Source organism: Streptomyces barringtoniae, assembly GCF_020819595.1.
In the GTDB taxonomy this organism is placed as follows: domain Bacteria; phylum Actinomycetota; class Actinomycetes; order Streptomycetales; family Streptomycetaceae; genus Streptomyces; species Streptomyces barringtoniae.
In genome coordinates this window covers 16304-37924 of record NZ_JAJHNP010000001.1, presented here as the reverse complement: position 1 = coordinate 37924, position 21621 = coordinate 16304, and the positions used below count along the sequence as shown (strand labels likewise).

The 21621-nt window shown below is 72.3% G+C and carries 17 protein-coding genes; 5 read left to right on the top strand and 12 right to left on the bottom strand.

The window, feature by feature from the left end; all coding sequences use genetic code 11:
* Positions 1–44 precede the first annotated feature (44 nt).
* The 3 genes from LMU33_RS00135 to LMU33_RS00125 all read left to right on the top strand — a co-directional run bounded on the left by LMU33_RS00135 (position 45) and on the right by LMU33_RS00125 (position 4138).
* Positions 45–1430 (top strand): 8-oxoguanine deaminase, encoded by a 1386-nt coding sequence (locus LMU33_RS00135; protein WP_228616091.1) that lies wholly within the window; start codon positions 45–47, stop codon positions 1428–1430.
* A 1004-nt stretch (positions 1431–2434) separates the two neighbouring features.
* A complete protein-coding gene (locus tag LMU33_RS00130; RefSeq protein ID WP_228616089.1) occupies positions 2435–3802 on the top strand; it encodes a nucleobase:cation symporter-2 family protein in 1368 nt (455 codons plus the stop codon).
* Between the two features lie 66 nt (positions 3803–3868).
* Positions 3869–4138 carry a TMEM175 family protein gene (locus LMU33_RS00125; RefSeq protein WP_228616836.1) on the top strand — a complete coding sequence of 90 codons (270 nt, stop codon included), beginning with the start codon at positions 3869–3871 and terminating at the stop codon, positions 4136–4138.
* Positions 4139–4192: 54 nt separating this feature from the next.
* Here LMU33_RS00125 and LMU33_RS00120 read toward each other — a convergent pair whose 3' ends face one another.
* The 6 genes from LMU33_RS00120 to LMU33_RS00095 all read right to left on the bottom strand — a co-directional run bounded on the left by LMU33_RS00120 (position 4193) and on the right by LMU33_RS00095 (position 10409).
* Positions 4193–4807, bottom strand: coding sequence for a 3'-5' exonuclease (locus LMU33_RS00120; RefSeq protein ID WP_228616087.1), 615 nt, complete (start codon positions 4805–4807; stop codon positions 4193–4195).
* 315 nt (positions 4808–5122) lie between these two features.
* The gene (locus LMU33_RS00115; protein WP_228616085.1) at positions 5123–5545 is read right to left on the bottom strand and encodes an acyl-CoA thioesterase; all 423 of its coding nucleotides are present in this window, start codon (positions 5543–5545) and stop codon (positions 5123–5125) included.
* Positions 5546–5597: 52 nt separating this feature from the next.
* Positions 5598–6227 carry a hypothetical protein gene (locus LMU33_RS00110; RefSeq protein ID WP_228616084.1) on the bottom strand — a complete coding sequence of 210 codons (630 nt, stop codon included), beginning with the start codon at positions 6225–6227 and terminating at the stop codon, positions 5598–5600.
* A 130-nt stretch (positions 6228–6357) separates the two neighbouring features.
* A complete protein-coding gene (locus LMU33_RS00105) occupies positions 6358–6957 on the bottom strand; it encodes a histidine phosphatase family protein (protein WP_228616082.1) in 600 nt (199 codons plus the stop codon).
* A 207-nt stretch (positions 6958–7164) separates the two neighbouring features.
* On the bottom strand, positions 7165–8940 hold the full coding sequence (locus LMU33_RS00100; RefSeq protein WP_228616080.1) for a trypsin-like serine peptidase: 1776 nt from the start codon (positions 8938–8940) through the stop codon (positions 7165–7167).
* Between the two features lie 260 nt (positions 8941–9200).
* Entirely contained in the window at positions 9201–10409 is a 1209-nt protein-coding gene (locus tag LMU33_RS00095) for a pyridoxal phosphate-dependent aminotransferase (RefSeq protein WP_228616078.1), read from the bottom strand.
* A gap of 81 nt (positions 10410–10490) precedes the next feature.
* Between LMU33_RS00095 and LMU33_RS00090 the strand changes: the two genes are divergently transcribed.
* On the top strand, positions 10491–11117 hold the full coding sequence (locus LMU33_RS00090; RefSeq protein ID WP_228616076.1) for a winged helix-turn-helix transcriptional regulator: 627 nt from the start codon (positions 10491–10493) through the stop codon (positions 11115–11117).
* A 52-nt stretch (positions 11118–11169) separates the two neighbouring features.
* On the opposite strand, the gene LMU33_RS00085 is transcribed toward LMU33_RS00090, so the two are convergent.
* From LMU33_RS00085 to LMU33_RS00075, 3 genes are read right to left on the bottom strand one after another with little or no spacing between them, the layout of a single operon-like run.
* A complete protein-coding gene (locus LMU33_RS00085) occupies positions 11170–11970 on the bottom strand; it encodes a hypothetical protein (protein WP_228616074.1) in 801 nt (266 codons plus the stop codon).
* Positions 11970–13232 carry a VWA domain-containing protein gene (locus tag LMU33_RS00080; RefSeq protein ID WP_228616072.1) on the bottom strand — a complete coding sequence of 421 codons (1263 nt, stop codon included), beginning with the start codon at positions 13230–13232 and terminating at the stop codon, positions 11970–11972. Before LMU33_RS00080 ends, LMU33_RS00085 begins: the two co-directional genes overlap by 1 nt.
* Positions 13233–13241: 9 nt before the next feature.
* Positions 13242–14756, bottom strand: a complete 1515-nt coding sequence (locus LMU33_RS00075; RefSeq protein ID WP_228616070.1) for an IucA/IucC family protein — start codon at positions 14754–14756, stop codon at positions 13242–13244.
* Positions 14757–14841: 85 nt separating this feature from the next.
* Between LMU33_RS00075 and LMU33_RS00070 the strand changes: the two genes are divergently transcribed.
* Complete coding sequence (locus LMU33_RS00070) at positions 14842–16356, top strand: IucA/IucC family protein (protein ID WP_228616068.1); 1515 nt, start codon at positions 14842–14844, stop codon at positions 16354–16356.
* 7 nt (positions 16357–16363) lie between these two features.
* Here LMU33_RS00070 and LMU33_RS00065 read toward each other — a convergent pair whose 3' ends face one another.
* The 3 genes from LMU33_RS00065 to LMU33_RS00055 all read right to left on the bottom strand — a co-directional run bounded on the left by LMU33_RS00065 (position 16364) and on the right by LMU33_RS00055 (position 21132).
* A complete protein-coding gene (locus LMU33_RS00065; RefSeq protein ID WP_228616066.1) occupies positions 16364–17095 on the bottom strand; it encodes a CAP domain-containing protein in 732 nt (243 codons plus the stop codon).
* A gap of 388 nt (positions 17096–17483) precedes the next feature.
* Positions 17484–19445: a glycoside hydrolase family 183 protein gene (locus LMU33_RS41835; protein WP_372477836.1), complete on the bottom strand. Its 1962-nt coding sequence runs from the start codon at positions 19443–19445 to the stop codon at positions 17484–17486.
* Positions 19446–19539: 94 nt separating this feature from the next.
* The gene (locus tag LMU33_RS00055) at positions 19540–21132 is read right to left on the bottom strand and encodes a DUF1906 domain-containing protein (RefSeq protein ID WP_228616065.1); all 1593 of its coding nucleotides are present in this window, start codon (positions 21130–21132) and stop codon (positions 19540–19542) included.
* Between the last annotated feature and the right edge of the window lie 489 nt (positions 21133–21621).

Genomic DNA, 21621 nt, shown 5'->3' with positions numbered 1-21621 from the left:
ACACTCCCCCTCCACGGACCGCCACCGAAAGACAAGGAAGCACGATGGCATCATCGGCAGCCCAGCGCATTGTCATCGAGAACTGCGCGATCGCGACCGTGGACGCGGGCGACACCGAGTACGCCTCCGGTCACCTCGTCCTCGCCGGCAACCGCATCGAGTCCGTCGGCGCGGGCCAGGCCCCCGAAGGCCTTGAGAACGTGGTGCGCCGGATCGACGCGAGCGGCCATCTGGCCACGCCCGGTCTGGTCAACACCCACCACCACTTCTACCAGTGGATCAGCCGGGGCCTGGCCACCGACCACAACCTGTTCAACTGGCTCGTCGCGCTCTACCCCACCTGGGCGCGCATCGACGAGCAGATGACGTACGCGGCCGCGCAGGGTTCCCTCGCCATGATGGCCCGCGGCGGTGTCACCACCGCCATGGACCACCACTACGTCTTCCCGCACGGCTCCGGCGACCTGTCCGGCTCGATCATCCGGGCCGCCGCCGAGATGGGCGTCCGCTTCACGCTGGCCCGCGGCTCGATGGACCGCAGCGAGAAGGACGGCGGCCTGCCGCCGGACTTCGCCGTGGAGACGCTGGAGGGCGCCCTCGCGGCGACCGAGGAGACGGTGAGGAAGCATCACGACGCCTCCTTCGACGCGATGACCCAGGTGGCCGTGGCCCCCTGCTCCCCGTTCTCGGTGTCGAGCGAACTCCTCAAGCAGGGCGCCGAGTTGGCGCGACGGCTGGGCGTACGGCTGCACACCCACGGCTCGGAGACCGTGGAGGAGGAGAAGTTCTGCCACGAGCTTTTCGGCATGGGCCCGACCGACTACTTCGAGTCCACGGGGTGGCTCGGCGAGGACGTGTGGATGGCGCACTGCGTCCACATGAACGACTCCGACATCGCCGCGTTCGCCCGGACGAAGACCGGTGTGGCCCACTGCCCGTCCTCCAACGCCCGCCTCGCGGCCGGCATCGCCCGCGTCCCCGACATGCTGAAGTCCGGCGTCCCGGTCGGCCTCGGCGTCGACGGCACCGCGTCCAACGAGTCCGGCGAACTCCACACCGAGCTGCGCAACGCCCTGCTGATCAACCGCCTCGGCGCCCACCGCGAGGCCGCGCTGAACGCCCGTCAGGCGCTGCGGCTCGGCACCTACGGCGGCGCGCAGGTCCTCGGCCGGGCCGACCAGATCGGCTCGCTGGAGCCGGGCAAGCTGGCCGACGTGGTGCTGTGGAGGATGGACACCCTCGCCCACGCCTCCATCGCCGACCCGGTGATCGCGCTGGTCTTCGGCGCGGCGGCCCCGGTCACCGCGTCCTTCGTCAACGGCGAGCAGATCGTGGAGAACGGCCGCCTGACCACCGTCGACGAGGACGCCATCGCCCGCACCACCCGTGAGGAGGCCCAGCGCCTCGCCCGGATCAGCGCCCAGGCCTGATCCCCACCCACACGCCGGTGGGCCGGCCCAGCCTACGCCCGGCCCACCGGACACTTCGGCGAAGCCACGGGGTACGCCGAAGCTCTGGCGACCGCAGCCGGCGGCCCGCCGGCACACCTGGTGGTCGCCCCGTACGGGCGGTTCGCCGAACACGTCGGCAACCGGCCCTGCGGCCGACTTGCCGGAAGCCTCGGCGCTCGCCCCGCAAGGGCCCGCCGCCGGAGCACCGGACGGGTCGCACCATGCGGCCGGTCTGTCGGAGGTCTTGGCGGCTGCCGCTCGTGGGTGGCGCGCCAGGGGGCTTGGCGGTTGCCTCTCGCGGGTGACTCGTCAGGAGGCTTGGCGGTCGTCCTGTGCGGGCGGCGCCGGAGGTTTTGGCAGGTCGGTTGATGTGGCTGGTCTGTCGGAGGTCTTGGCGGCTGCCGCTCGTGGTGGTGCGTCAGGGGGCTTGGCGGTCGTCCTGTGCGGGCGGCGCCGGAGGTTTTGGCGGGCAGGCTCATGTGGCCGGCTTGCCGGAGGATTTGGCGGTTGCCGCGTGTGGCGGTCGCCGGAGGTTTTGGCAGGTCGGTTGATGTGGCCGGTCTGTCGGAGGCCTTGGCGGCTGCCGCTCGTGGGTGGCGCGCCAGGGGGCTTGGCGGTTGCCTCTCGCGGGTGATTCGTCAGGAGACTCGGCAGGTCGCCCCGTACGGTCGGCGTGCCGGAAGACGCGGCGGGCGCTCTGTGCGGGCGTTCGCCGGAGGTCTCGGCAGGTCGCCCCGTACGGGCGGCGTGCCGGAACGCTCCGGTCGGGAGGGACGGCTCCCGGCCGGGGTCCGTGGACCCGAGCGGGGTCCACGGCAGCCGTCTCCGGGGCGCGTGTGCACGCACGCGCCCCGGAACGGTCACCGCTCGGCCCGCTCAGGCAGCACCCCCGTCCCGGTCCCGCACGACCACACGCACCACCTCCATGAAACCCACGTCGACCCACGTCGACGGCGACGTGTCACCCGACCGGAGGAGCCGCCGTGGCCGCCCACCCTGTTGACGAGAAACTCCCCGCCCTCAAAATGGCGACCAGCGGCCTGCAGCACGTGGCCGCCATGTACGCCGGAGTCGTCGCCCCACCCCTGATCGTCGGCGCGGCCGTAGGCCTGTCCGGCAAAGACCTCACCTTCCTCACCGGAGCCTGCCTGTTCACCGCCGGGCTCGCCACCTTCCTGCAGACCCTCGGCTTCTGGAAGATCGGCGCCCGCCTGCCCTTCGTCAACGGCGTGACCTTCGCCGGCGTCGCCCCCATGACGGCGATCGTGGCGTCCGCCAAGGACAAGTCCGACGCCCTGCCGATGATCTTCGGCGCGGTCATGGTCGCCGGCCTGCTCGGCTTCATAGCGGCCCCCTTCTTCAGCAGGGCAATCCGCTTCTTCCCGCCCGTCGTGACCGGCTCGGTCATCACCCTGATCGGCGTCTCCCTGCTCCCGGTCGCGTTCGGCTGGGCCCAGGGACCGAACCCCGCCGCGCACGACTACGGCTCGACCACCAACCTCACCCTGGCTGCCGTCACCCTCCTGATCGTCCTGCTGCTGCGCCGTTTCACCCGCGGTTTCGTCAAGCAGATCGCGGTCCTGCTCGGCCTGGTCATCGGCACGCTCATCGCGATCCCCTTCGGCGTCACCGACTTCAGCCCCGTCGCGCACTCCGCCGTCGTCGGTTTCCCGACCCCCTTCCACTTCGGCGCCCCCACCTTCCACCTCGCGGCGATCCTGTCGATGTGCGTGGTGATGGTCGTCTCCATGACGGAGTCCACCGCCGACATGCTGGCGCTCGGAGAGATCGTCGAACGCCCCGCGGACGAGAAGGTCATCGCGGCCGGCCTGCGCGCCGACACCCTGGGTTCCGCTCTCAGCCCGCTGTTCAACGGCTTCATGTGCAGCGCCTTCGCCCAGAACATCGGCCTCGTCGCCATGACGAGGATCCGCAGCCGCTTCGTCGTCGCCGTCGGCGGCGGCTTCCTCGTCCTGATGGGCCTGTGCCCGATGGCCGCCTCCCTCATCGCGGTCGTCCCCCGCCCGGTCCTCGGCGGCGCCGGCGTCGTCATGTTCGGGTCGGTCGCCGCGAGCGGCATCCAGACCCTGGTCCGGGCCGGCCTGGAGAAGGACAACAACGTCCTGATCGTCGCCGTTTCCCTCGCGGTCGGCATCATCCCGATCACCGTGCCGGACTTCTACCACGCCTTCCCCGACACCGCGAGGATCGTCCTGGACTCCGGCATCTCCACCGGCTGTGTCGCGGCCGTCGTCCTCAACCTCATCTTCAACCACATGGGCAAGGGCACGGAGGCCGAGGACGTCACGCACCCGATGGAGGCGGGGCAGGAACTCACGCCCGCCCACTGAACACCCCCTGAACCCTCGCGCGGGGCACGGCGATCGCCGTGCCCCGCACGGGCGCGTACGGCAGTCCTGGACGACCACGGGGGCCGGTGGCACGCGATCGGCGCGCAGTGGCCGTCGTACGCCGCCTATGTGGTCGGCTTCCTGGTCATCGGCATCATGTGGGTCAACCATCATCAGCTGTTCAGCTGTGTCGCCCGCGTCGACCGCCCGCTGATGTTCCTGAACCTGCTGGTGCTGATGGTCGTGGCCATCGTGCCCTGGCCGACCGCCATGCCCGCCGAGTACCTGCGCGCAGACGCCGCCGCGCACGCGGCGGGAGGTGGCCGGTGCGGGTGAGGTGCCACCACAGGACCCTGGCCGCGCACGGCCTGCTCGCCCTCTACTACGGCTTCAAGCAGGTAGCGGTGCCACTCCGCCGGGACCGGGCCACGCCATGAGGTTCGCCAGCAGCTCCGCCTGCTCGATCGCGTCGTCCAGGGCGTGGTGGGTGTGCCGGCGCCGGGAGAGGAGGTGCCGGGGCATCGTGCCCTTGGCCACCGCCCGCAGCGGCAGCCCGGCCTTGGTGGCGTAGAGCGTCTTCATGTCCAGGCAGCCGGAGTGCCCGAAGGGGCTCTCTCCGGTGAACCTGATCAGATACCAGTACAGGAACGTCCAGTCGTACGACGCCGGATAGCCGCACATCACCGGCTGCGCGCCCGCGCTCACCTCCCGCACCCAGGCGCTGAACTCGGCCAGCGCGACGGCAGGTTCGGCACCCTCTGCGGCCAGCCGGTCCCGGTCCAGGCCGCTGACCGCCAGCGCCTCGGGGACGAAGTCGTCGCAGATCGGCCGCAGTTCGCGGTAGAAGGTCTGCCGTTCCGGGTCCCCCGGGGTGAAGCCGTCGGCGTCCTGCGTGCCGGCCACGACCGCGCCGATGCTCAGCATGGAGTACGGCCCCGGGATCGGCCCGTCGGCCTCGATGTCGACGGAGATGCAGCGGCTGGGCTTGATGCGTCGTGCGGGCATGGGTCCGCAGCATGGCAGCGACGCGCGGTGCCGCGCATCCGAATTCGGTTCAGGCGCGCGGGGCCACCTGGCACGGCGTGATCGCGGGCGGCCGGCCGGTGACGTACGACCTGGACGACCGTACGGACGATCCAGCCGGCGCAACTCGCGCGCGAGCCGGCGCGCCGCCCCGCCCGGCAGCTCGTCCTGATGGACACCCAGCAGCGGTTGACCGACTGGGCCGGGCGGAACCGGACGTACACCGCCGAGGTGCGGGCGGCCTACGACGCCGGGCACCGGCCCGGAGCTGCTCGGTGCGTAGGCCCGCAGGGGGCGCTAGAGGCCGAACAGGGTGAGGTCCGTCGTCAGTTCCTTGAACACCTCCCGCGGGTCGGCGACCAGCTTGCGCTCCTTCAGGTCCAGCAGGCCGCCCACCCCGCTGACCTCGGCCGCCAGGGTGCCGTCGGTCTTGCGTATCTCCTGCACGATCCGGAAGGTCCTGCCGCCGCCCCACTCGAACTCACAGGTCACATCGACCTCGTCGCCGGCGAGCAGCTCGCGCAGGAAGCGGATCGTCGTCTCCAGCGCCACCGGGCCCACACCTTGGCCCACCAGCCGGGCCTGGCTGATGCCGGCCGCCTGGAGCAGCGACCAGCGGGCGTGCTCCGCGTAGTTGAGGTACACGGACTGGTTCAGGTGTCCCTGGGTGTCGGTCTCGTAGCCGCGGACGGTCACACGGACGGAAAACGGTTCGGCCACTGCTTGCCCTTCTCGCATTCGAATATCCGGTCGATCGATCTTGGCACGCCGCTCACACCCGGCGCGGCGAGGCCAGCAGATAGCGCACCCTCGTGCGCGGCTCGGTGTACTCGCCGGCCTGCCAGCCCGCGCCCTCCAGCGTGGCCGCACAGGCCGCCAGGCTGTCCGCGTCCGCCGCGTACACGGCGACCGCCTCCGGCTGCGGGGTCGCCCGCACCCGGTAGCCGTCCGCGCCCCCGCTCGCCGGATGGTGCCCGGCCGCCTCCAGGGCCAGCGCCGCCGCCCGCACCAGATGCGCGCGCTCCCAGCCGCACGGCCGGTCCACCGCGCCGTCGGTGTTGGTCATCCGGCGCAGCTCCAGCAGCCCCTGCCAGGCGCCGTGCACCTCACGCAGCCGCGCCGGACCGTCCGCGGGCGGCTCCTCCTCGCCGCCGACCCGCGCCGCGAACACCCCCGCGTCCGGGGCGGGTTTCTCCGACTCCTCCGCCGCCTCGGGCACCGCCTCGCGTATACGATGTCCCGCCGGGGTGAGGAAGTGCTCGTGCGGCGGCCGCGGATGCCGGAAGGCCAGCCCCCGTTTCACCAGCGCCGCCAGCTGCGTCTCCGTACCGCGAAGCCGCCCGGTCACCGGGTCGGCGGCCTCGATCACCCGCCGCTGCGCGGCGGTCGGCGGTCGGCTCACAGCGCACTCCTTCCGCTCCCGTCCCCTGCCCGGGGCCGCCCGTCACACGGCCCGCTTCGCAGAGTACGACCCGGGACCGACAACGCGGCCGCCACCCGCAGCGGGCCCCGTGCCGGGGGCCTGTCGGGGCCTACTCCCGTGGCCGGATGTTCCACCCCGCCACCACCGGCCGGCCGTGCTCCGTGCCCAGCCGGCACAGGGTTCCCGTGGCCAGCTGGAACAGCGCGCCGTGCTGGGGCGGGAGGCCGAGGCGGCGGGCGGTGAGGACGCGCAGGAAGTGGCCGTGGGCGATCAGGACGACGACGCCCTCGGTGTCGGCCAGGGCGGCGTCGACCTTGCCCAGCATCCGGTCGGCGCGCTCGCCGACCTGCTCCGGGGTCTCGCCCGGATGCTCCGGCGGCCCCGGCGCGACCCCGTCCGTGAACAGGAACCAGCCCGGGCGGCTGCGCTGGATCTCCACGGTGGTCACGCCCTCGTACCCGCCGTAGTCCCATTCGCGCAGGTCGGCGTCGACCCGGGCGTCCGGGATGCCGATCAGCTCGGCGGTCTCCCGGGCCCGCTGCAGGGGGCTGACGAACGCGGCCCCGATCCGGTGCGAGCGGATCAGCGGCAGCAGCCGGCGTGCCTCCTCCCGCCCGTGCCCGGTGAGGGGTAGGTCGGTCCAGCCGGTGTGCCGTCCGGACCGCGACCACTCGGTCTCGCCGTGCCGGACGAGAAAGAGGTCACCCACGTCAGCGCCCTTCCCGCTCGTCTGTCAGCACGGTGTCACAGGGAGGCTGCCCCCGCAGGACGGACTCGGCCAGACGGCCGTTCTCCAGGGACGCGCCCGCCTCGTCGATGGTGGTCGGGTGTGCCGCAGGCCGACGGTGACTGCGGCGAGGGCGGTGGCGTGCCGGTCGTCGCGCGCACCGTTCCCGCTGAGGTGTCGTGGCGTCGGTCAGGTGCCCGGCAGGACCAGTGTGTTCTCGGCGCCGAGGGCCTTGGGGCCGGTTTCGGCGTACAGCGAGGTCTCGCCGTCGGACCAGCGCACGACCAGGTCGTTGCCGGTGTGGTCGGAGGTGAGGTCACCGGTGGTCATGACCTGGGCGTGCTGCCACGTGCCGTTCGGGCCGACCAGCCGGGACCGGGTGCCGAGCCCGGCGGCCGAGACGCCGGTGCAGCTGTCGAGCGAGCCGTCGGACCAGCGCACGAGCAGATCCGCGCCGGCCGTGCCCTTGAGGGCGCCGCCGGTCAGCAGCGCGGCCTTGCTCCAGGTGCCGTTCGCCCCGAGGAGCCGCTTGGGGGTGCCGAAGGAGCCGGAGCTGATGCCCGTGTACAGCAGCAGGCTGCCGTCGGACCGGCGCGCCAGCAGATCGGTCGCGCCCTTCGCCCCGTGGAACTGCCCGGCGGTGAGCTGTACGACGTTCTTCCAGTCGGAGTTGGGCTTCGCCATCTGGACCTCACGGCCCACTCCCGAGGTGCCGAGCGCCGGGTACAGGGTGACCTCACCGTCGGACCAGCGCACCAGCAGGCCCGGCCGGGTGCCGCCGAACGTCCCGCCGGTGATGCTGCGGGCGTGCGTCCACGTGGAGTTGGCCTTCAGCAGCCGCTCCTCGGCCCCGAACGCGCCCTGGCCGTCCCCGGGGTACAGGGTGACCCCGCCGTCGGACCAGACGACGAGCAGATCGCCGAGGTGGTCGCCGGTGTAGTCGGCGGATGCCATCAGCGTGGCCTTCTGCCAGCGGGCCGCGCCGCCGGGCAACTGCAGGCCCTGGTAGGGCGGCAGACCGGAGGGCGGGTCCTGGCCGGCCACCGCGTCCGCGAGGAGGTTCGCGGCGTCGGCGCCGAACGCCGGGGCGTAGCTGACGTAGTCGACGTTCGCGTCGTTGCCACCGCCGTTGTAGCCGCCGAGGTTGCCGATGACGTGTCCGGTGCGGGCACCGTCCTGGTAGTCGGTGATCCACGGGCTGCCGGACGTGCCGCCGTAGTAGCCGCCGCACGTCATGGCCATCTGCCGGTAGCCGGGGAGCTGTGTCGTCGGCACGGTGCACTTGACGGCCTGCCCCGTGCTGTTGTGCTGGTACGAGGGGTAGCCGACAACGGTCACGTTGTTGTGCGTGTAGCCGCCGGCCCGGGTGAAGGTCAGTCCGCCGCCCACCGCGTCCTCGAGGCTCTGGCCCTTCTGGTTGGCGGAGACCCGCGCGAACGCGGTGTCCAGGTCGGACGAGGCGCCCTTGGTGGTCGACGAGCCCTTGTCCGGCGCGTACCGGGGGTCGATGTAGACGTGCTGGATGTGGAAGATGCCGTACGGCTGCTGGTCGGGGCCGGCGCCCTGGGCGAACTGCGGGACGAAGATGTAGTCGCCCTTCATGTTCAGCGCGCAGTGGGCCGCGGTCAGGACGACGTTCCGGACGGAGGTGTCGATGACACTGCCGGTGCAGTGCCAGGTGGTGCCGCCCGGCCCGTCGGACCCGAAGAACGTCCCCACCAGCGGCGTCCCCTTGAACACGGTGCCCTGCGGCCGTCCCGCCGCCGCGACCCCCGGCCCGGTCCCGCCCGGCGCCGTCCGGCCCCCGTCCAGCGGCCTGGCGTCCGCCATCCGCTGCGCGGTCCAGAACCGCGCGGCCTGCCGGGCCTCCTGCCCGCCGGTGGGCGCCGGCGATCCGGCCGTCCCGGCCTGCGCGGCCGGAACCCCACCGCCGAGGGCGGCGCCGCACACCACGGCGACGGTCACCCGGCGTATGCGTGACGAGGACGGTCTTCTGTACGAGAACAACGGTGCTCCCCCTGGTCTGCTGGAACCGGATCAGGGGAGCGGCGGTGCGCAGGTCGAGCGCACCGGGAGAAACCACGCGGTGAGGGCTCCCCTGGCCGGCCACGCCGTCGGAGACGGCGGGCCACGTGATCCTCGCACATCTTCGCGAAACCCGGACAGGCGGACCCCGCCGTCGACTTGCCCCGGACACGCCGACAGCCCTGCAGGGTACGGCGCGGCTACTGCCGGTACCCGCCGAGGAACCGGCCGATGCGGCCGATCGCCGCCTCCAGGTCCTCCGTGTGCGGCAGGGTGAGGATGCGGAAGTGGTCGGGGGAGGGCCAGTTGAAGCCGGTGCCCTGGACGACCTGGATCTTCTCGCGGAGGAGGAGGTCCAGCACGAACCTCTCGTCGTCGTGGATCTTGTGCACCTCGGGATCGATGCGCGGGAACGCGTACAGCGCGCCCTTGGGTTTCACACAGGACACGCCGGGGATCTCGTTCAGCCTCTCCCAGGCCACGTTGCGCTGCTCGTACAACCGGCCGCCGGGCAGGGTCAGTTCGCGGATGGACTGGCGGCCGCCGAGCGCGGCCTGGATGGCGTACTGGGCGGGCGCGTTGGCGCACAGGCGCATGGAGGCCAGCATGGTCAGGCCCTCCAGATAGTCCTTCGCGTGCTGCTTGGGGCCCGTCACCACCAGCCAGCCGGAGCGGAAGCCCGCGACCCGGTACGTCTTCGACAGGCCGCAGAAGGTGAGCACGACCAGGTCGGGGGCGAGGGCGGCGGCCGAGTGGTGGACGGCGTCGTCGTACAGGATCTGGTCGTAGATCTCGTCGGCGAACACCATCAGGCCGTGCCGGCGGGCCAGGTCCAGGATGCCCTCGACGACCTCCTTCGGATACACCGCGCCGGTGGGGTTGTTGGGGTTGATGATGACCACGGCCTTCGTACGGTCCGTGATCTTCGACGCCATGTCGGCCAGGTCCGGGTTCCAGTCGGCCTGCTCGTCGCACAGGTAGTGGACCGCCTTGCCGCCGGCGAGGGTGGTCACGGCGGTCCAGAGCGGGAAGTCCGGCGCCGGGATGAGGATTTCGTCGCCGTCCTCGATCAGCGCCTGTACGGCCATGGAGACCAGCTCCGAGACGCCGTTGCCGAGGTAGACGTCGTCGACCCCGACCTCCAGCCCCAGGTTCTGGTAGCGCTGGGCGACCGCCCGGCGGGCGGAGAGGATGCCGCGGGAGTCGGTGTAGCCGTGCGCCTGCGGCAGCATCCGGATCATGTCCTGGAGGATCTCCTCCGGCGCCTCGAAGCCGAAGGCGGCGGGGTTGCCGGTGTTCAGGCGCAGCACGCTGTGCCCCGCCTCCTCCAGCGCGTTGGCGTGCTCGATCACCGGGCCGCGGATCTCGTAACAGACCTCGCTGAGCTTGTTCGACTGCCGGAACTCCATGCGCCCCTCCGGAAACTCGTGTTACTTGGTTTTACCAAGTGGACGCTTGGAAAGTCCAACATCTTGTCTAGACTGCGTCGTATGCCACCTCGCCGAAGCTACGACCAGTACTGTTCCGCAGCCCGCGCCCTCGACCTCGTCGGCGACCGCTGGACCCTGCTGATCGTCCGGGAGCTGCTGGCCGGCCCCCGCCGCTACACGGACCTGCACGCGGACCTGCCCGGCGTGAGCACGGACGTACTCGCCTCCCGGCTGAAGGACATGGAGCGCGACGGCCTCACGACCCGCCGGAAGCTGCCCCCGCCGGGCGCGGCCTACGTGTACGAACTCACCGGGCGAGGGCGCGAATTGCTGCCGGTGCTCCAGGCGCTCGGGCGGTGGGGCGAGGCCGAGCTGGGACAGCGGCGGCCGACCGACGCCGTCCGCGCCCACTGGTTCGCCCTGCCGCTGCTGCGGGGTCTGGAGGGGGAGGGCCTGGTCGAAGTCCGGCTGGAGGAGGGGGACTTCCATCTGCGGGTCGGCGCGGAAGAGGGCACGGTGTACGGCGACGGGCCGGCACCGGGCGAGCCCGACGCCCGTCTCACCATGGACGCGGCGGCCTGCGAGGCGGTCGCCCGGGGTGAGCTGAGCCTGACCGACGCGGTCCGGACGGGCCGGGTGACGGTGACGGGGGACGGCGCACTGGCCAAGGCACTGCGGGAGACGTAGGGACGGAAAATGAGGAAGGCCCGCCGGCAGGCGGGCCTTCGAGCACGTCGGGTCACACGTTCGGCGGCACCCGGGAGGGCCGGCCGGACCCCCGCGTCAGCGCATACCCCCCGACACCGGCGAGGGCCGCGAGCACACCCCCGATCGCGGTCCACACCCACCGGTCGGACCACCACCCGGAGGACCAGCCGTCGTCGGAGCCGAAGCTGGACAGCACCGCCGGCTTCGAACCGCCGCCGTCCTGCCCGGACTTGACGGCGATGCCGGGAACCAGCGGCTTGGCCAGCGAGCCGTCCACCGCCGCCGCGCCGCCGATGTCCTTGGAGTCGGCGCGGACCTCGACGCCGACCGGCTTGCCCAGGTCGGCGGAGCCGAGGTCCACGACCGTCAGCCGGACGTAGTACGTGCCCGGCAGCGGGTCGTTGCCCCAGGGCTCCGACCAGCCGCGCACGGTCCGCAGGACACAGGCCAGTTCGACGGAGGACGCCCCCTGCTCGGCCGTGCGGGTCGCCGCGCCGTACTGGCAGGCCTGGCGGCGCCGCAGCCCGTCGTACACGTCGATCTGCCAGCTCTGCGCCCCGTGCGCGGCGGGCAGCTTCACCGTCGCCTTGACGGTGGGCCGCTGCCCGGTGTCCGCGGGGAACGACCAGTACAGGTAGTCACCGGTGGAGCCGGACGCGGTGGCCTGCTGCCCCTGCCGGATCTCCGTCGCCGTACGGAAGGAGGTGCCCGCCCGCGTGGGCGCCGCGCCGTCGGCGGAGGCGCTCGGAGAGGGCGAGGAGTCGGCCGCGGCCGGACCGGCCGCGATCCCGAGCGCCAGCAGTGCGGCGCCCAGCACACGTGTGATCCGCATCAGTTCGTCCTCCAGACCGCGACCCGCCAGCGCGACAGCCAGCCCCACAGCAGACCCGCCAGGAAGCCGGTCAGCACCAGCGCGCCCAGCAGCCACCAGCCACGGCCGAGGCCGAAGGAGGCCACGTCGTGATGCCCGGACGGCCCGTCCACGACGTCCACGGTCAGCTCCAGCGGCAGACCCGGCGTGGTCTTGACGCCTGGCCCGGCCGAGAAGGAGTTGGTGACCTGCAGACACACCGTCTCCGCGGGCGCGTTGTCGTCGTCGCTCTCCGGCTTCGGGTAGCGAAGGCCCGTCGAGATGACGTCCGTACGGCCCGTGCCCGCGGCCTCGCCGCGCACGATCTCCCGTCCGTGCAGGGTCACCGCCCGCAGCAGCACCCCGTAGTCCGGGTTCACGGCGCGGTCGTCGGCCACGCTCACCGAGGCGCGCAGTTCCTTGCCCGGGTCGACGTCGACCTTGTACCAGCGCTGCTGCCCGAACTGTTCACGGTCCGTGTACAGCCCGGACTTCAGGGTCGGCGCCGCCTCGCACCGCGCGGCGCCCTCGGTGGCCACCGGCGTCACCACCGGATCGGCCGCCCGGTCCACCAACTGCCCGACGCGGCTGGACAGTTCCTGCTTGTGCCGTACGTCGGTGTAGGTGCCGCCGGTCGCGTCCGCGATGCAGCTGAGCTGGTCGCGGGTCTTGGCGTCCGGCACCAGGCCGAGCGTGTCGATGGTCAGACCGATGCCCTTGGCCGCTATCTCGCGGGCCACCTCGCACGGGTCGAGCGGCTGGCAGGTGTCCTCGCCGTCGCTGATCAGGACGATACGGCGGGTGCCGGTACCGCCGTTCAGGTCGTCCGCCGCCTTCAGCAGCGCGGGCCCGATCGGCGTCCAGCCGGTGGGCTGCAGCGTGGCCACCGCCGTCTTCGCGTCGGTCCGGTTCAGGGGGCCGACGGGGTAGAGCTGCGCGGTGTCCTTGCAGCCCTCCTTGCGGTCGTTGCCGCGGTAGTTGGCGCCCAGCGTGCGGATGCCGAGCCGGACCTCCTGCGGAGTGGCGTCCAGCACCTCGTTGAACGCCTGCTTCGCCGCGGCCATCCGCGAACCGCCGTCGATGTCCCGCGCCCGCATCGAACCGCTGACGTCCAGCACGAGTTCGACCTTGGGAGCGGCCTGTTCCGTCTCGTCGGCGACGGCCCCGCCGGGGAACGCGATCCCGGCCGCCAGGGCGGCGAGCAGAGCACAGACGCCCGCCGCCAGCCGTTGTCTTGTGATCATCGCCGGATCTTATTGATCAGACCGGTCGTGCTCCAAAACGAGCGGGTTCGGCAGGGAGGTCCACTGGTCGCCCGGGGTCTGCGGGGACAGCCGCATCAGGGTCAACGCCTTGGCCGGCAGGGGGCCTTCGCGCAGGCCGCGCAGGTCGGGGGTGTCCGGCAGGCCGGGGACGGCGGCCGACAGGGCCGCGCCCAGCGCCGGGCCCGAACCCGCCGTACCGGCCAGGGCGCCCGCCACCAGGGAGCCGAACAGCTTGCGGCGCAGGGCCGTTTCGTCGTCGGTGACCAGCCGGCCGGACAGCGGCGGCGGGGTGATGCCGTGCCGGGTCAGGCGGGCCGGGCTGATCCGGATGTCGGCCAGGTCGCGGTAGACCAGCCGCAGCGGGGTGCCGTCGGCCGACACGATCACCAGCAGGTTCTGGCCGTGCGCCTCCAGGGCCACGCCGAGCTCGAGGAGGCGCAGCCCCACGGTCAGCGCAAGCCGGGTGAACGCCGCCAGCCAGGCGGGGGAGCCGGGCAGGCCGGTCGTGGCGAGCGCGGCCACGGGGACGACCCGCTCGCCAGGACCGGCGTACACCTCGGGCGACTCCCGCAGCAGCGCGGCCAGGTCGGGGGAGTGGGCCGAGACCGCGCCCAGCGTGCGGGTGACGTGCAGCAGGCCCTCGGTGTGCGCCGCCAGCTCCTCGCCGAGGGCGGACAGGGGCGCGGCCGCCCGGACCGAGTACGGCGAGATGTCCCGCACCGACGATGTCAGCCGGGCGCTCAGCGCGGTCTTCACATGCGGTCCCTCCGGCAGCGCGAGGGTGCGCAGGGAGAGCAGCGGGCGGGCCGGGCGCCAGGGCGTGTACGGCCCCTTCAGGACGTGCTCCGCCTGCCACGGGTGCACCGGCAGCAGCAGCCGTTCGCCGTCCCGCAGCTCCTGTGGCCACTCGCCCGTCACCAGGCACCCGTCCGCCGGCACCGGTACCGTCCCCAGCTCCACCACCGGCCGGTGCTCCGGGCCGTACGCCAGCTGCTCCGCCACCGAGAAACCGGGCCGGGAACGGCAGCCCGGGTGGTACGGATGCCCGTCCGTCACCCGCTGCTCCCACTCCCAGTCCCGGTCCGGCCACTCCTTCGGGTGATCCGCGTCGGCCCGCGACAGCGCCAACGAGGCGACGCTGTGGGCCAGTTCGGCCGCGAACGCGGCGCCGTGGGGCACCCCGAGGGCGGTCATCAGCGCGGCCGGATCCACATGCCGCTCCCGGTCCAGGCGGACGCCGGTGACGTAGGCGCTCGTGGCGTACGGGTCCGCGTGCGGCCCGTACAGGGTGCGGCCGTCGGCGAGCCGCAGCGCCAGGCTGTGCGCGCCGCGCACCCGGCCGGCGACCCACGGCAGCGGCTCATGGGCCAGCGCCCGCCACAGCCGGGTCAGCACCGCGGCGCGGGCACCCGGCAGCTCCGCCGAGTACCGGGGCAGCAGCCCGGGCCGGACGGCGGCCAGCTCCTCGGCGACCTGGGCCTCGGCGACGGAAGGACGGTGCACGGTCGGCTCCTCGGGTACACGGTGCACGGAGGACGATTGTCGGCGACGACAGACATACTGATCGCGACCACCCCGGACGAAACGAATGGATCGCGTGGACTCCTCACCCTCCTCCGGAGCACCCTCCACCGGAGCCGTCGGCGGCCGCGCCGACGACTACGCGGCCGCGCCCCTGCTGAACTGCCTGCTGCGCGAGGTGGCCGAGCCGCTGGCGAGTCCCGGTGACCTGCGGGTCCACCGGCTGCCGAGCGGGCGGCTGCTGCGCGTGCGGGCCGGCCGGCGCCCCGCCGGTCCCGAGGTCTGCGCGGCCGGGACCTGGCGCCGTGTCGGCCACTCCGAGCTGGTCAAACTGGTCGCCGAGGAGCTGCGCCGGCACACCGGGCTGCCCGGCGGCGACCTGCCCGCCGAGATGATCGACAGCAGGGACGCGGTCGCGGCCCTGCTCACCGCCCGCGCCGGGGCGACGGCGCCCGCCGACCCGTATCTGCGGTCCGAGCAGTCCCTGATCGGCGGCCACCCGTACCACCCGGCGCCCAAGGCGCGCGGCGGCGGCCCGGTCGCCTCCTGGCTGCCGTACGCCCCCGAGGCGCACGCCCGCTTCCCGCTGGTGCTGCTCGGCGTCCGCGAGGACCAGGTGGCCGAGGAGGGCGACACCCGCGCCCTGGACGCGCTCGGCTCGGCGCCGCCCGGCTACCGGCTGCTGCCGGCCCACCCCTGGCAGCTGGACCTGGTGGGCCGCGAGCTGGCGGAGGCCTTCGCCGACGGCCGCCTGCTGCGCCTCGGCACGACCGCCTTCGACACCTGGCCGACGGCGGCGATCCGCACGGTGTACGAGCCCCGGCGCGACCTGTTCCTGAAGTTCAGCCTGGACGTCCGCATCACGAACGACATCCGCCGCCTGTGGCGACACGACCTGCACAGACTGCGCCGTACCGACACGGCCGCCCGGCACGCCCTCGCGGCGATGGGGCCGACCGCGGCCTGGCTGAGCGACCGCGGCTACCGCACGGCCGCCTTCGCCTTCGAGGAGCTCGCCGTCCTCGTCCGCGACGGACTGCGCGGCCACCTGCTGCCGGGCGCCACCCCGTTGCTCGCCGCCGGCCTCGCCGAGGGCTTCGACGGCAGCCCGCTGGCCTCTGCACCAGAACCGGCGGCCTGGTGGGAGGCCTATCTGCGGCAGGTCGTGCCGCCCGTCCTCACGGCGTTCGACGACCACGGGGTCGTCCTGGAGGCCCACCTGCAGAACACCCTCGTCGCCGTGGACGCGGCCGGCACGCCGGTCCAGGTGCTGTACCGGGACGCCGAGGGCGCCAAGCTGCTGCCGGAGGTGACCCGGGCGGCGGGCTGGGAGCGGCTGGTGTACTGCCTGGTCGTCAACCACCTCAGCGAGATCGCCGCCGCCCTCGCCGAACACCATCCCGGACTCGACCCCTGGCCCGCCGCCCGCCGCGAACTCGCCCGGCACGACCTGCCGGAGGTCCCCGCCCTGCTCACCTCGCCCACGCTGCCCGGCAAGACCAACCTGTTGCTGCGCTGGACCGGCGCGGACGGCGCGGACGCCCGCTACCTGCCCCTGCCGAACCCCCTGGCGGGCGGCTGACCCGCGCTCAACGGGCGGCGCCGAAGTCCTGGGTCCAGTAGCTGCCCGGCTGGGCGAGACCGACGCCGATCTCCTTGAACGAGCAGTCGAGGATGTTGGCCCGGTGTCCGGGGCTGTTCATCCAGCCCGTCATGACCTGGTCCGGGGTGGCGTACCCGTAGGCGACGTTCTCGCCGTAGGAGCTCCAGCTGTAGCCGGCCCGCGTGATGCGGTCACCGGGCGACGACCCGTCGGACCCGGTGTGCGACATGTTCTGGTGGGCCGCCATGTCCGCGCTGTGGGCCTGCGCCGCCTTCGCCAGCTTCGCGTTCACGGTCAGGGGACGGCAACCCACCTTGGCGCGCTCGGCGTTCACGAGCTGTACGACGCGCGCCGTGACGCTCGACGCGGTGGCCGTGGGCGCCGGCTTGCTGGTGCTGGGAGCGGCGGTCGTCCGGGGCGTGGGGGCCGTGGTCTTCGTGCTGGTGCTCGGGTGCGCGGTGGGCCGGTGCCTGGGCGACGCGGTGGCCTGCGGCGTGCCGGCGTGGTGGTGGTCGTTGCGGTGGTGATGGTGATGGTGCCGGTGACCGTGGTGCTGCGGCTGCCCGGGCGTGCTCGTCGCGGCGACGTCCGCCCGGTCCTTGCCGCCGTACGGCCAGTCGGAACAGGCCAGCGCGACGGACGGCACGCCCACGGTTCCGATGGCGACGGCGGCGACGACTATGCGCCGGTACTGCTGCGACTTGCGGTGCTTGGCCATTCGTCAACCTCGTTCGGTGATCGCCGGGCGCTCATTTTCGGGAGGGCTTCACAAGGAGCGCAAAGGGCGGCTTCCACTACCGCGCCTAGTAGACCCGGAGGGCTCTTGTCAGCCGAGCGAAGAGATGTCGGGTTCGCTTCCGCGACGTTTGCTGATGTCTGGCGTCCCGTCAGAAAAGAGGCATGTCCGGCGGATAGGGGAAGGCGCCGAGCGGGCGTCGCGTCGTGGCTCGGTGAACCGTTCGCGCCGGTGGCAAGCCGGACAAATCCCCTATGTCATCGGAGCCGCGTCTACTATGCGGGACGCCTAGATGCCGAGTCCGCTGTGATGGATATCACTTTGCCCGCCTGCTCCGGCGGGCACTGGTGGCCCGCCGGAGGCACCGTGGTCAGCAGTCCGGTATGACGGTGCCGTTGTCGTCCCTGGCCTCGTCGTTTCCCCAGCGGGAGAGGTAGTAGGCGGAGACGTACTGGCCCGCCGGTCCGGTGTCGGGGTCGGTCTTCAGCCACCAGTGGTTGTAGCTCGTGGCGTCACCGATCTGACGGCCCCATGCCTTGCAGTAGACGTAGTTGGTGCCCGCGTTCAGGGTGCCGGTCTGGGTAGTGCTGGTCGGCGAGGCGTACACCGGCGCGGTGGGAGAGGTGTCGGCGTAGTACTTGACGGGCGCCCCCGATGCGCCTCCGCTGTAGTACGCCTCCAGTTCGCCGATGGACGTGAAGGTCTTCGTGCCGCCGGGCACGCCGGTGATCCGCACACCATCGCCGGAGGTCGGCGTGAAGTCGAACTGGTAGGTGTGGTTCGGCCCCGCGGAGGAGTCGTACGGGTAGGCCGGCGACGTGCGGAGCCCGGCCACGTCCGTCCAGGTGCCGTTGGTGCGGACCTGCACCCGGAGGTTCTGCGCGAACCAGCCGCCGTCGGAGAACATGTCGCCGGTGGTGTAGACGACCCGGTCCAGCGTGTAGCTGCGCGGCCAGGTGTAGCCCCACCAGCTCGCCGTCTTGTTCTCGTCGTTCCAGTCGTCGTCGGACTGGTTCCGGTTGCCGTCGTTGTAGAACTGGACGTTGCCGTAGTGCGTGGCGCGCTCGATGCCCACCGCGCCGGGCTCACGGGCGAGGTTGCGGGCCGGGTCCGCGGCGTTGGACGGGGCGGACGGCACCCGCGGTTCGAGATGCATCCGGCGCAGCGAGAAGGTGTAGGCCCAGTTGTCGTTCGCCGGGTAGCCGCCGCCGCAGGGGCAGACGTTGGACTGCAGCCACACCGACTTGCCGTCGGCGCTGATGTACTTCGAGGGGATGGTGGTGGCATAGCCGCCGTGCTTGGTTTGGGTCCAGGGGTAGCCGCCGAAGTCCTTGGTCTCGAAGTGCCTCCACGGGCCCCACGGGGTGGGTGACTCGTAGAACTCGAAGGTGTACTCGGTCCACGAGGTGTAGAGGTAGCGGTTCAACGGCTTGTCGTAGACGATGCCGCCCTGGCTGATGGTGGTCAGGTTGTGCGCCCGGCCGGCGGTGTAGACGTTCTGGTAGACGTGGCGGTCGTCGTGCAGGACCGCGCTGCGCTGGTTGATGTCGGAGGACCAGGTCGGGTTGCCGGCGGAGTCGAAGCCGTTGACGAACTGCCAGGCGGAGCGGTCCAGTACGGACGCCCGGGGCACCCGGGCGAGGTAGACGTCCTCCGGGTCGGGCACCCGGTCGTTGAACGAGTCCCGCCAGTTGTGGTCCAGGCCGTAGGCGTAGACATAGCCGTCTGGCGCGTTGGCGTAGGCCTTGCCGTAGTCGAGGAACATGACCGTGGTGAAGACGCCGCCCGGGAACATCGGAGCCGTCCGGTCCCAGGTCCAGGTGCGGCCGTGGTCGGTCGACCTGGCGATGGTGGCGGCGGGGGCGTCGTTGAAGTCGGTGGCCAGGTCCTGCACGGCGAGGTAGAGGTTGCCGTCCACACAGGCCATTCCGGTGGGCTTGCGGGTGTGGTCGGCCGTCCACACCTGGCCGACGGCGTCGCCCTGGGCCAGGCTGGTGCCCTGGAGGTTTCCGGGGGTGCCGGAGATGCGGGCGACCCCGATGTCGCTGAAGGGGGCGTTGAAGCCGACGCCGTCACCGTAGGCGCCGTAGACGTTGTCGTCGTCCGACCAGCAGTTGGGCCACAGGTCGCCGTGGTTGGCGTTGTCCCCGACGGCCGGTGCGCCGACGGTGGCTCCCGAGTCGATCTGCACGGTGGAGAAGAAGTCGCTCTCCGGGGCCGAGGGGAGAGCGGTGGCGGCGGGCGCCGCGCTCGCCGTTCCCGGGGCGAGGATCAGCAGCAGGGCGGTGGCTATGCCGGCGGCAGTGCGCCAGGGTCTGGCGGCTGTGCGCATGGGGCGGCTCCAGAGGAGAGTGAGTGGTGAAATCGATTTCCAAAAGGGTCGGAAGCGTGCCTGCGGCGGGGGTGGCCCGCCGGAGGCACCGTGGTCAGCAGTCCGGTATGACGGTGCCGTTGTCGTCCCTGGCCTCGTCGTTTCCCCAGCGGGAGAGGTAGTAGGCGGAGACGTACTGGCCCGCCGGTCCGGTGTCGGGGTCGGTCTTGAGCCACCAGTGGTTGTAGGTCGTGGCGTCACCGACCTGACGGCCCCATGCCTTGCAGTAGACGTAGTTGGTGCCCGCGTTCAGGGTGCCGGTCCGGGCGGGGCTGGTCGGCGAGGCGTACACCGGCGCGGTGGCGAAGGTGTCCACCCAGTACTTGGCCGACGGCGGGGGAACGCTGCCGCCGCCGTCGACGTCGAGGTAGTCGCCGTCGATGTTGACGGTGACGCCGCCCCAGGTCTCGTCGGTCCCACCGAAGTGCTGGTGGATGCGCTGGTGGTCGGCCCAGTCGGCGGCGGGCACGTAGGTGCCGGCGTCGGTGTCGGCGACGCCGTTCCACCAGGCGAACCAGATGTGGTCCGGCAGGGTGTAGGCGCCGGTGGTGTACTGGGCGGCCAGGTCGCGCATGCCGGAGCCGGCGCTGGAGTAGACACCGGAGCGGTAGCCGCGCGCGTGCAGTTCGGCGGTCCAGGCGGAGAGGTAGTTCAGGACGCCGGTGCTGCAGGAGGAGTTGGTGTTGTCGTAGCCCTCCATGTCGTTGTAGAGGACGCTGTCGGCCGGGATCCCGAGCGCCTGCGCCTGGGCGACGGCGTCGTCGGCCTCCGCGGTGCCCTGGCTGCGGGCGGTGGCCGGATCGGTGGAGACCGTGTGGCCGAAGGAGGAGCAGGGCGCCTGCGAGCCGACGTACGTCGGGATCAGGTGCCAGCCGTTGCCGGTCACGGTGCTCACCCAGGACGAGGTGAGAGCGGGCTGGGCACAGGCGCGGCTGTTGCCGCCGATGTACACGCTCACGGCCCGGTAGGGGGAGGCTCCCCAGGCGTTCATCGTGGAGGTGCTCGGGGCGGCGCATGTGTCGAAGCCCTTGCCGGTGTAGGTGCCGGGCTGTGCGGTGATGGCCAGGGCGGCGGCGGAGGCGGTCGCTTTCGGGGTACGGCCGGCGCCGGGCCGCGTGCCGCTCGCGCCTGGCCGGGCCCGGCCGTCGAGCCGGCCGGTGCGCAGGATCCGCTCGGCCGACGCCTTGCCGGTGCCGTACGTGGCGGTGGCGATGACCCCGGCGGAGGGCACGGCCAGCCGGATCTCGCCGGGCTCGGCCGCGGTGGTGCGCCCGGGGGCGTAGGTCGCGGTTCCCTTCGGCGCGACGAGCGTGTCGCGGTCGACGGCCGCGGTGCCGGTGCCGTCCAGGGGCTCGATGAGCAGGGCCTCGGTGCGTCCCACGAGGTGGGTGGGGCAGTGCTCCTGGCCCGCGGGGTGGCCGAGGTAGACGGCGTGTACGTCGAAGCGCACACAGGTGTCCGGCGCGGTGGCCAGATCGATGACCGGCCAGTCGGCCGGGACGCGGAGGTGGTAGCCGCGGTAGGCGACCTCCTGGGTGGCAGCGGTCGCGGCCTGCGCGCCCTGCGCGGTCAGCGCCGCGGATGCCGCGGTGAGCAGCAGGGCCAGGGCGGTCCGGACCGCGCGTCCGGCGCGGGCGGGTCTGGTCATGTGCAGGGCCTCTCTTGCTTACATGATCATGACAAGGGCGGGGAGGTCGGTGAGGGGCTGTGTCTGTGTCAGATACCTGGCCCAGAGCCCGTGTTCGCGGTATCGGCCCACACCCTAGCGTCTGTGATATCGATTTCAAGGACCTGGGCCGGGAACACGCGAGATTCGGCAAGGGCCGGGCGGGGGCGTGCTCAGAACGTACGGGTCGCTGACGTGCTGTCGGACGGGGTTGGTGAAGGTCGCGGCGCCGACCGCCGCCGTGCGCGTCGTCTCCCGGTCGGCTCGGGCGGCGCTCGGCAGGAGTGCGAGGACGAGGGTGACCAGTGCCGCGAGCGCATGAGCGGTCTCCGTCGCTGTCCGAGCAGGTCCACCATGGTGGGCTGCGTATGGGGGAAATGAAGCCGCCCATCGGCAGCCATGAAATCGATTTCCGCGTGCAGGAACGGAGTGTAGGAACGGGGTGAGTGGCCGTCAATGGGCTGCAGCCGC

Bases quoted from the DNA above. Each gene is read 5' to 3' on its own strand.
- LMU33_RS00135 (WP_228616091.1), top strand. From the start codon at position 45: ATGGCATCATCGGCAGCCCAGCGCATTGTCATCGAGAACTGCGCGATC.
- LMU33_RS00120 (WP_228616087.1), bottom strand. From the start codon at position 4,807: ATGCCCGCACGACGCATCAAGCCCAGCCGCTGCATCTCCGTCGACATC.
- LMU33_RS00095 (WP_228616078.1), bottom strand. From the start codon at position 10,409: ATGGAGTTCCGGCAGTCGAACAAGCTCAGCGAGGTCTGTTACGAGATC.
- LMU33_RS00090 (WP_228616076.1), top strand. From the start codon at position 10,491: ATGCCACCTCGCCGAAGCTACGACCAGTACTGTTCCGCAGCCCGCGCC.
- LMU33_RS00085 (WP_228616074.1), bottom strand. From the start codon at position 11,970: ATGCGGATCACACGTGTGCTGGGCGCCGCACTGCTGGCGCTCGGGATC.
- LMU33_RS00080 (WP_228616072.1), bottom strand. From the start codon at position 13,232: ATGATCACAAGACAACGGCTGGCGGCGGGCGTCTGTGCTCTGCTCGCC.
- LMU33_RS00070 (WP_228616068.1), top strand. From the start codon at position 14,842: ATGGATCGCGTGGACTCCTCACCCTCCTCCGGAGCACCCTCCACCGGA.
- LMU33_RS00065 (WP_228616066.1), bottom strand. From the start codon at position 17,095: ATGGCCAAGCACCGCAAGTCGCAGCAGTACCGGCGCATAGTCGTCGCC.
- LMU33_RS41835 (WP_372477836.1), bottom strand. From the start codon at position 19,445: ATGCGCACAGCCGCCAGACCCTGGCGCACTGCCGCCGGCATAGCCACC.
- LMU33_RS00055 (WP_228616065.1), bottom strand. From the start codon at position 21,132: ATGACCAGACCCGCCCGCGCCGGACGCGCGGTCCGGACCGCCCTGGCC.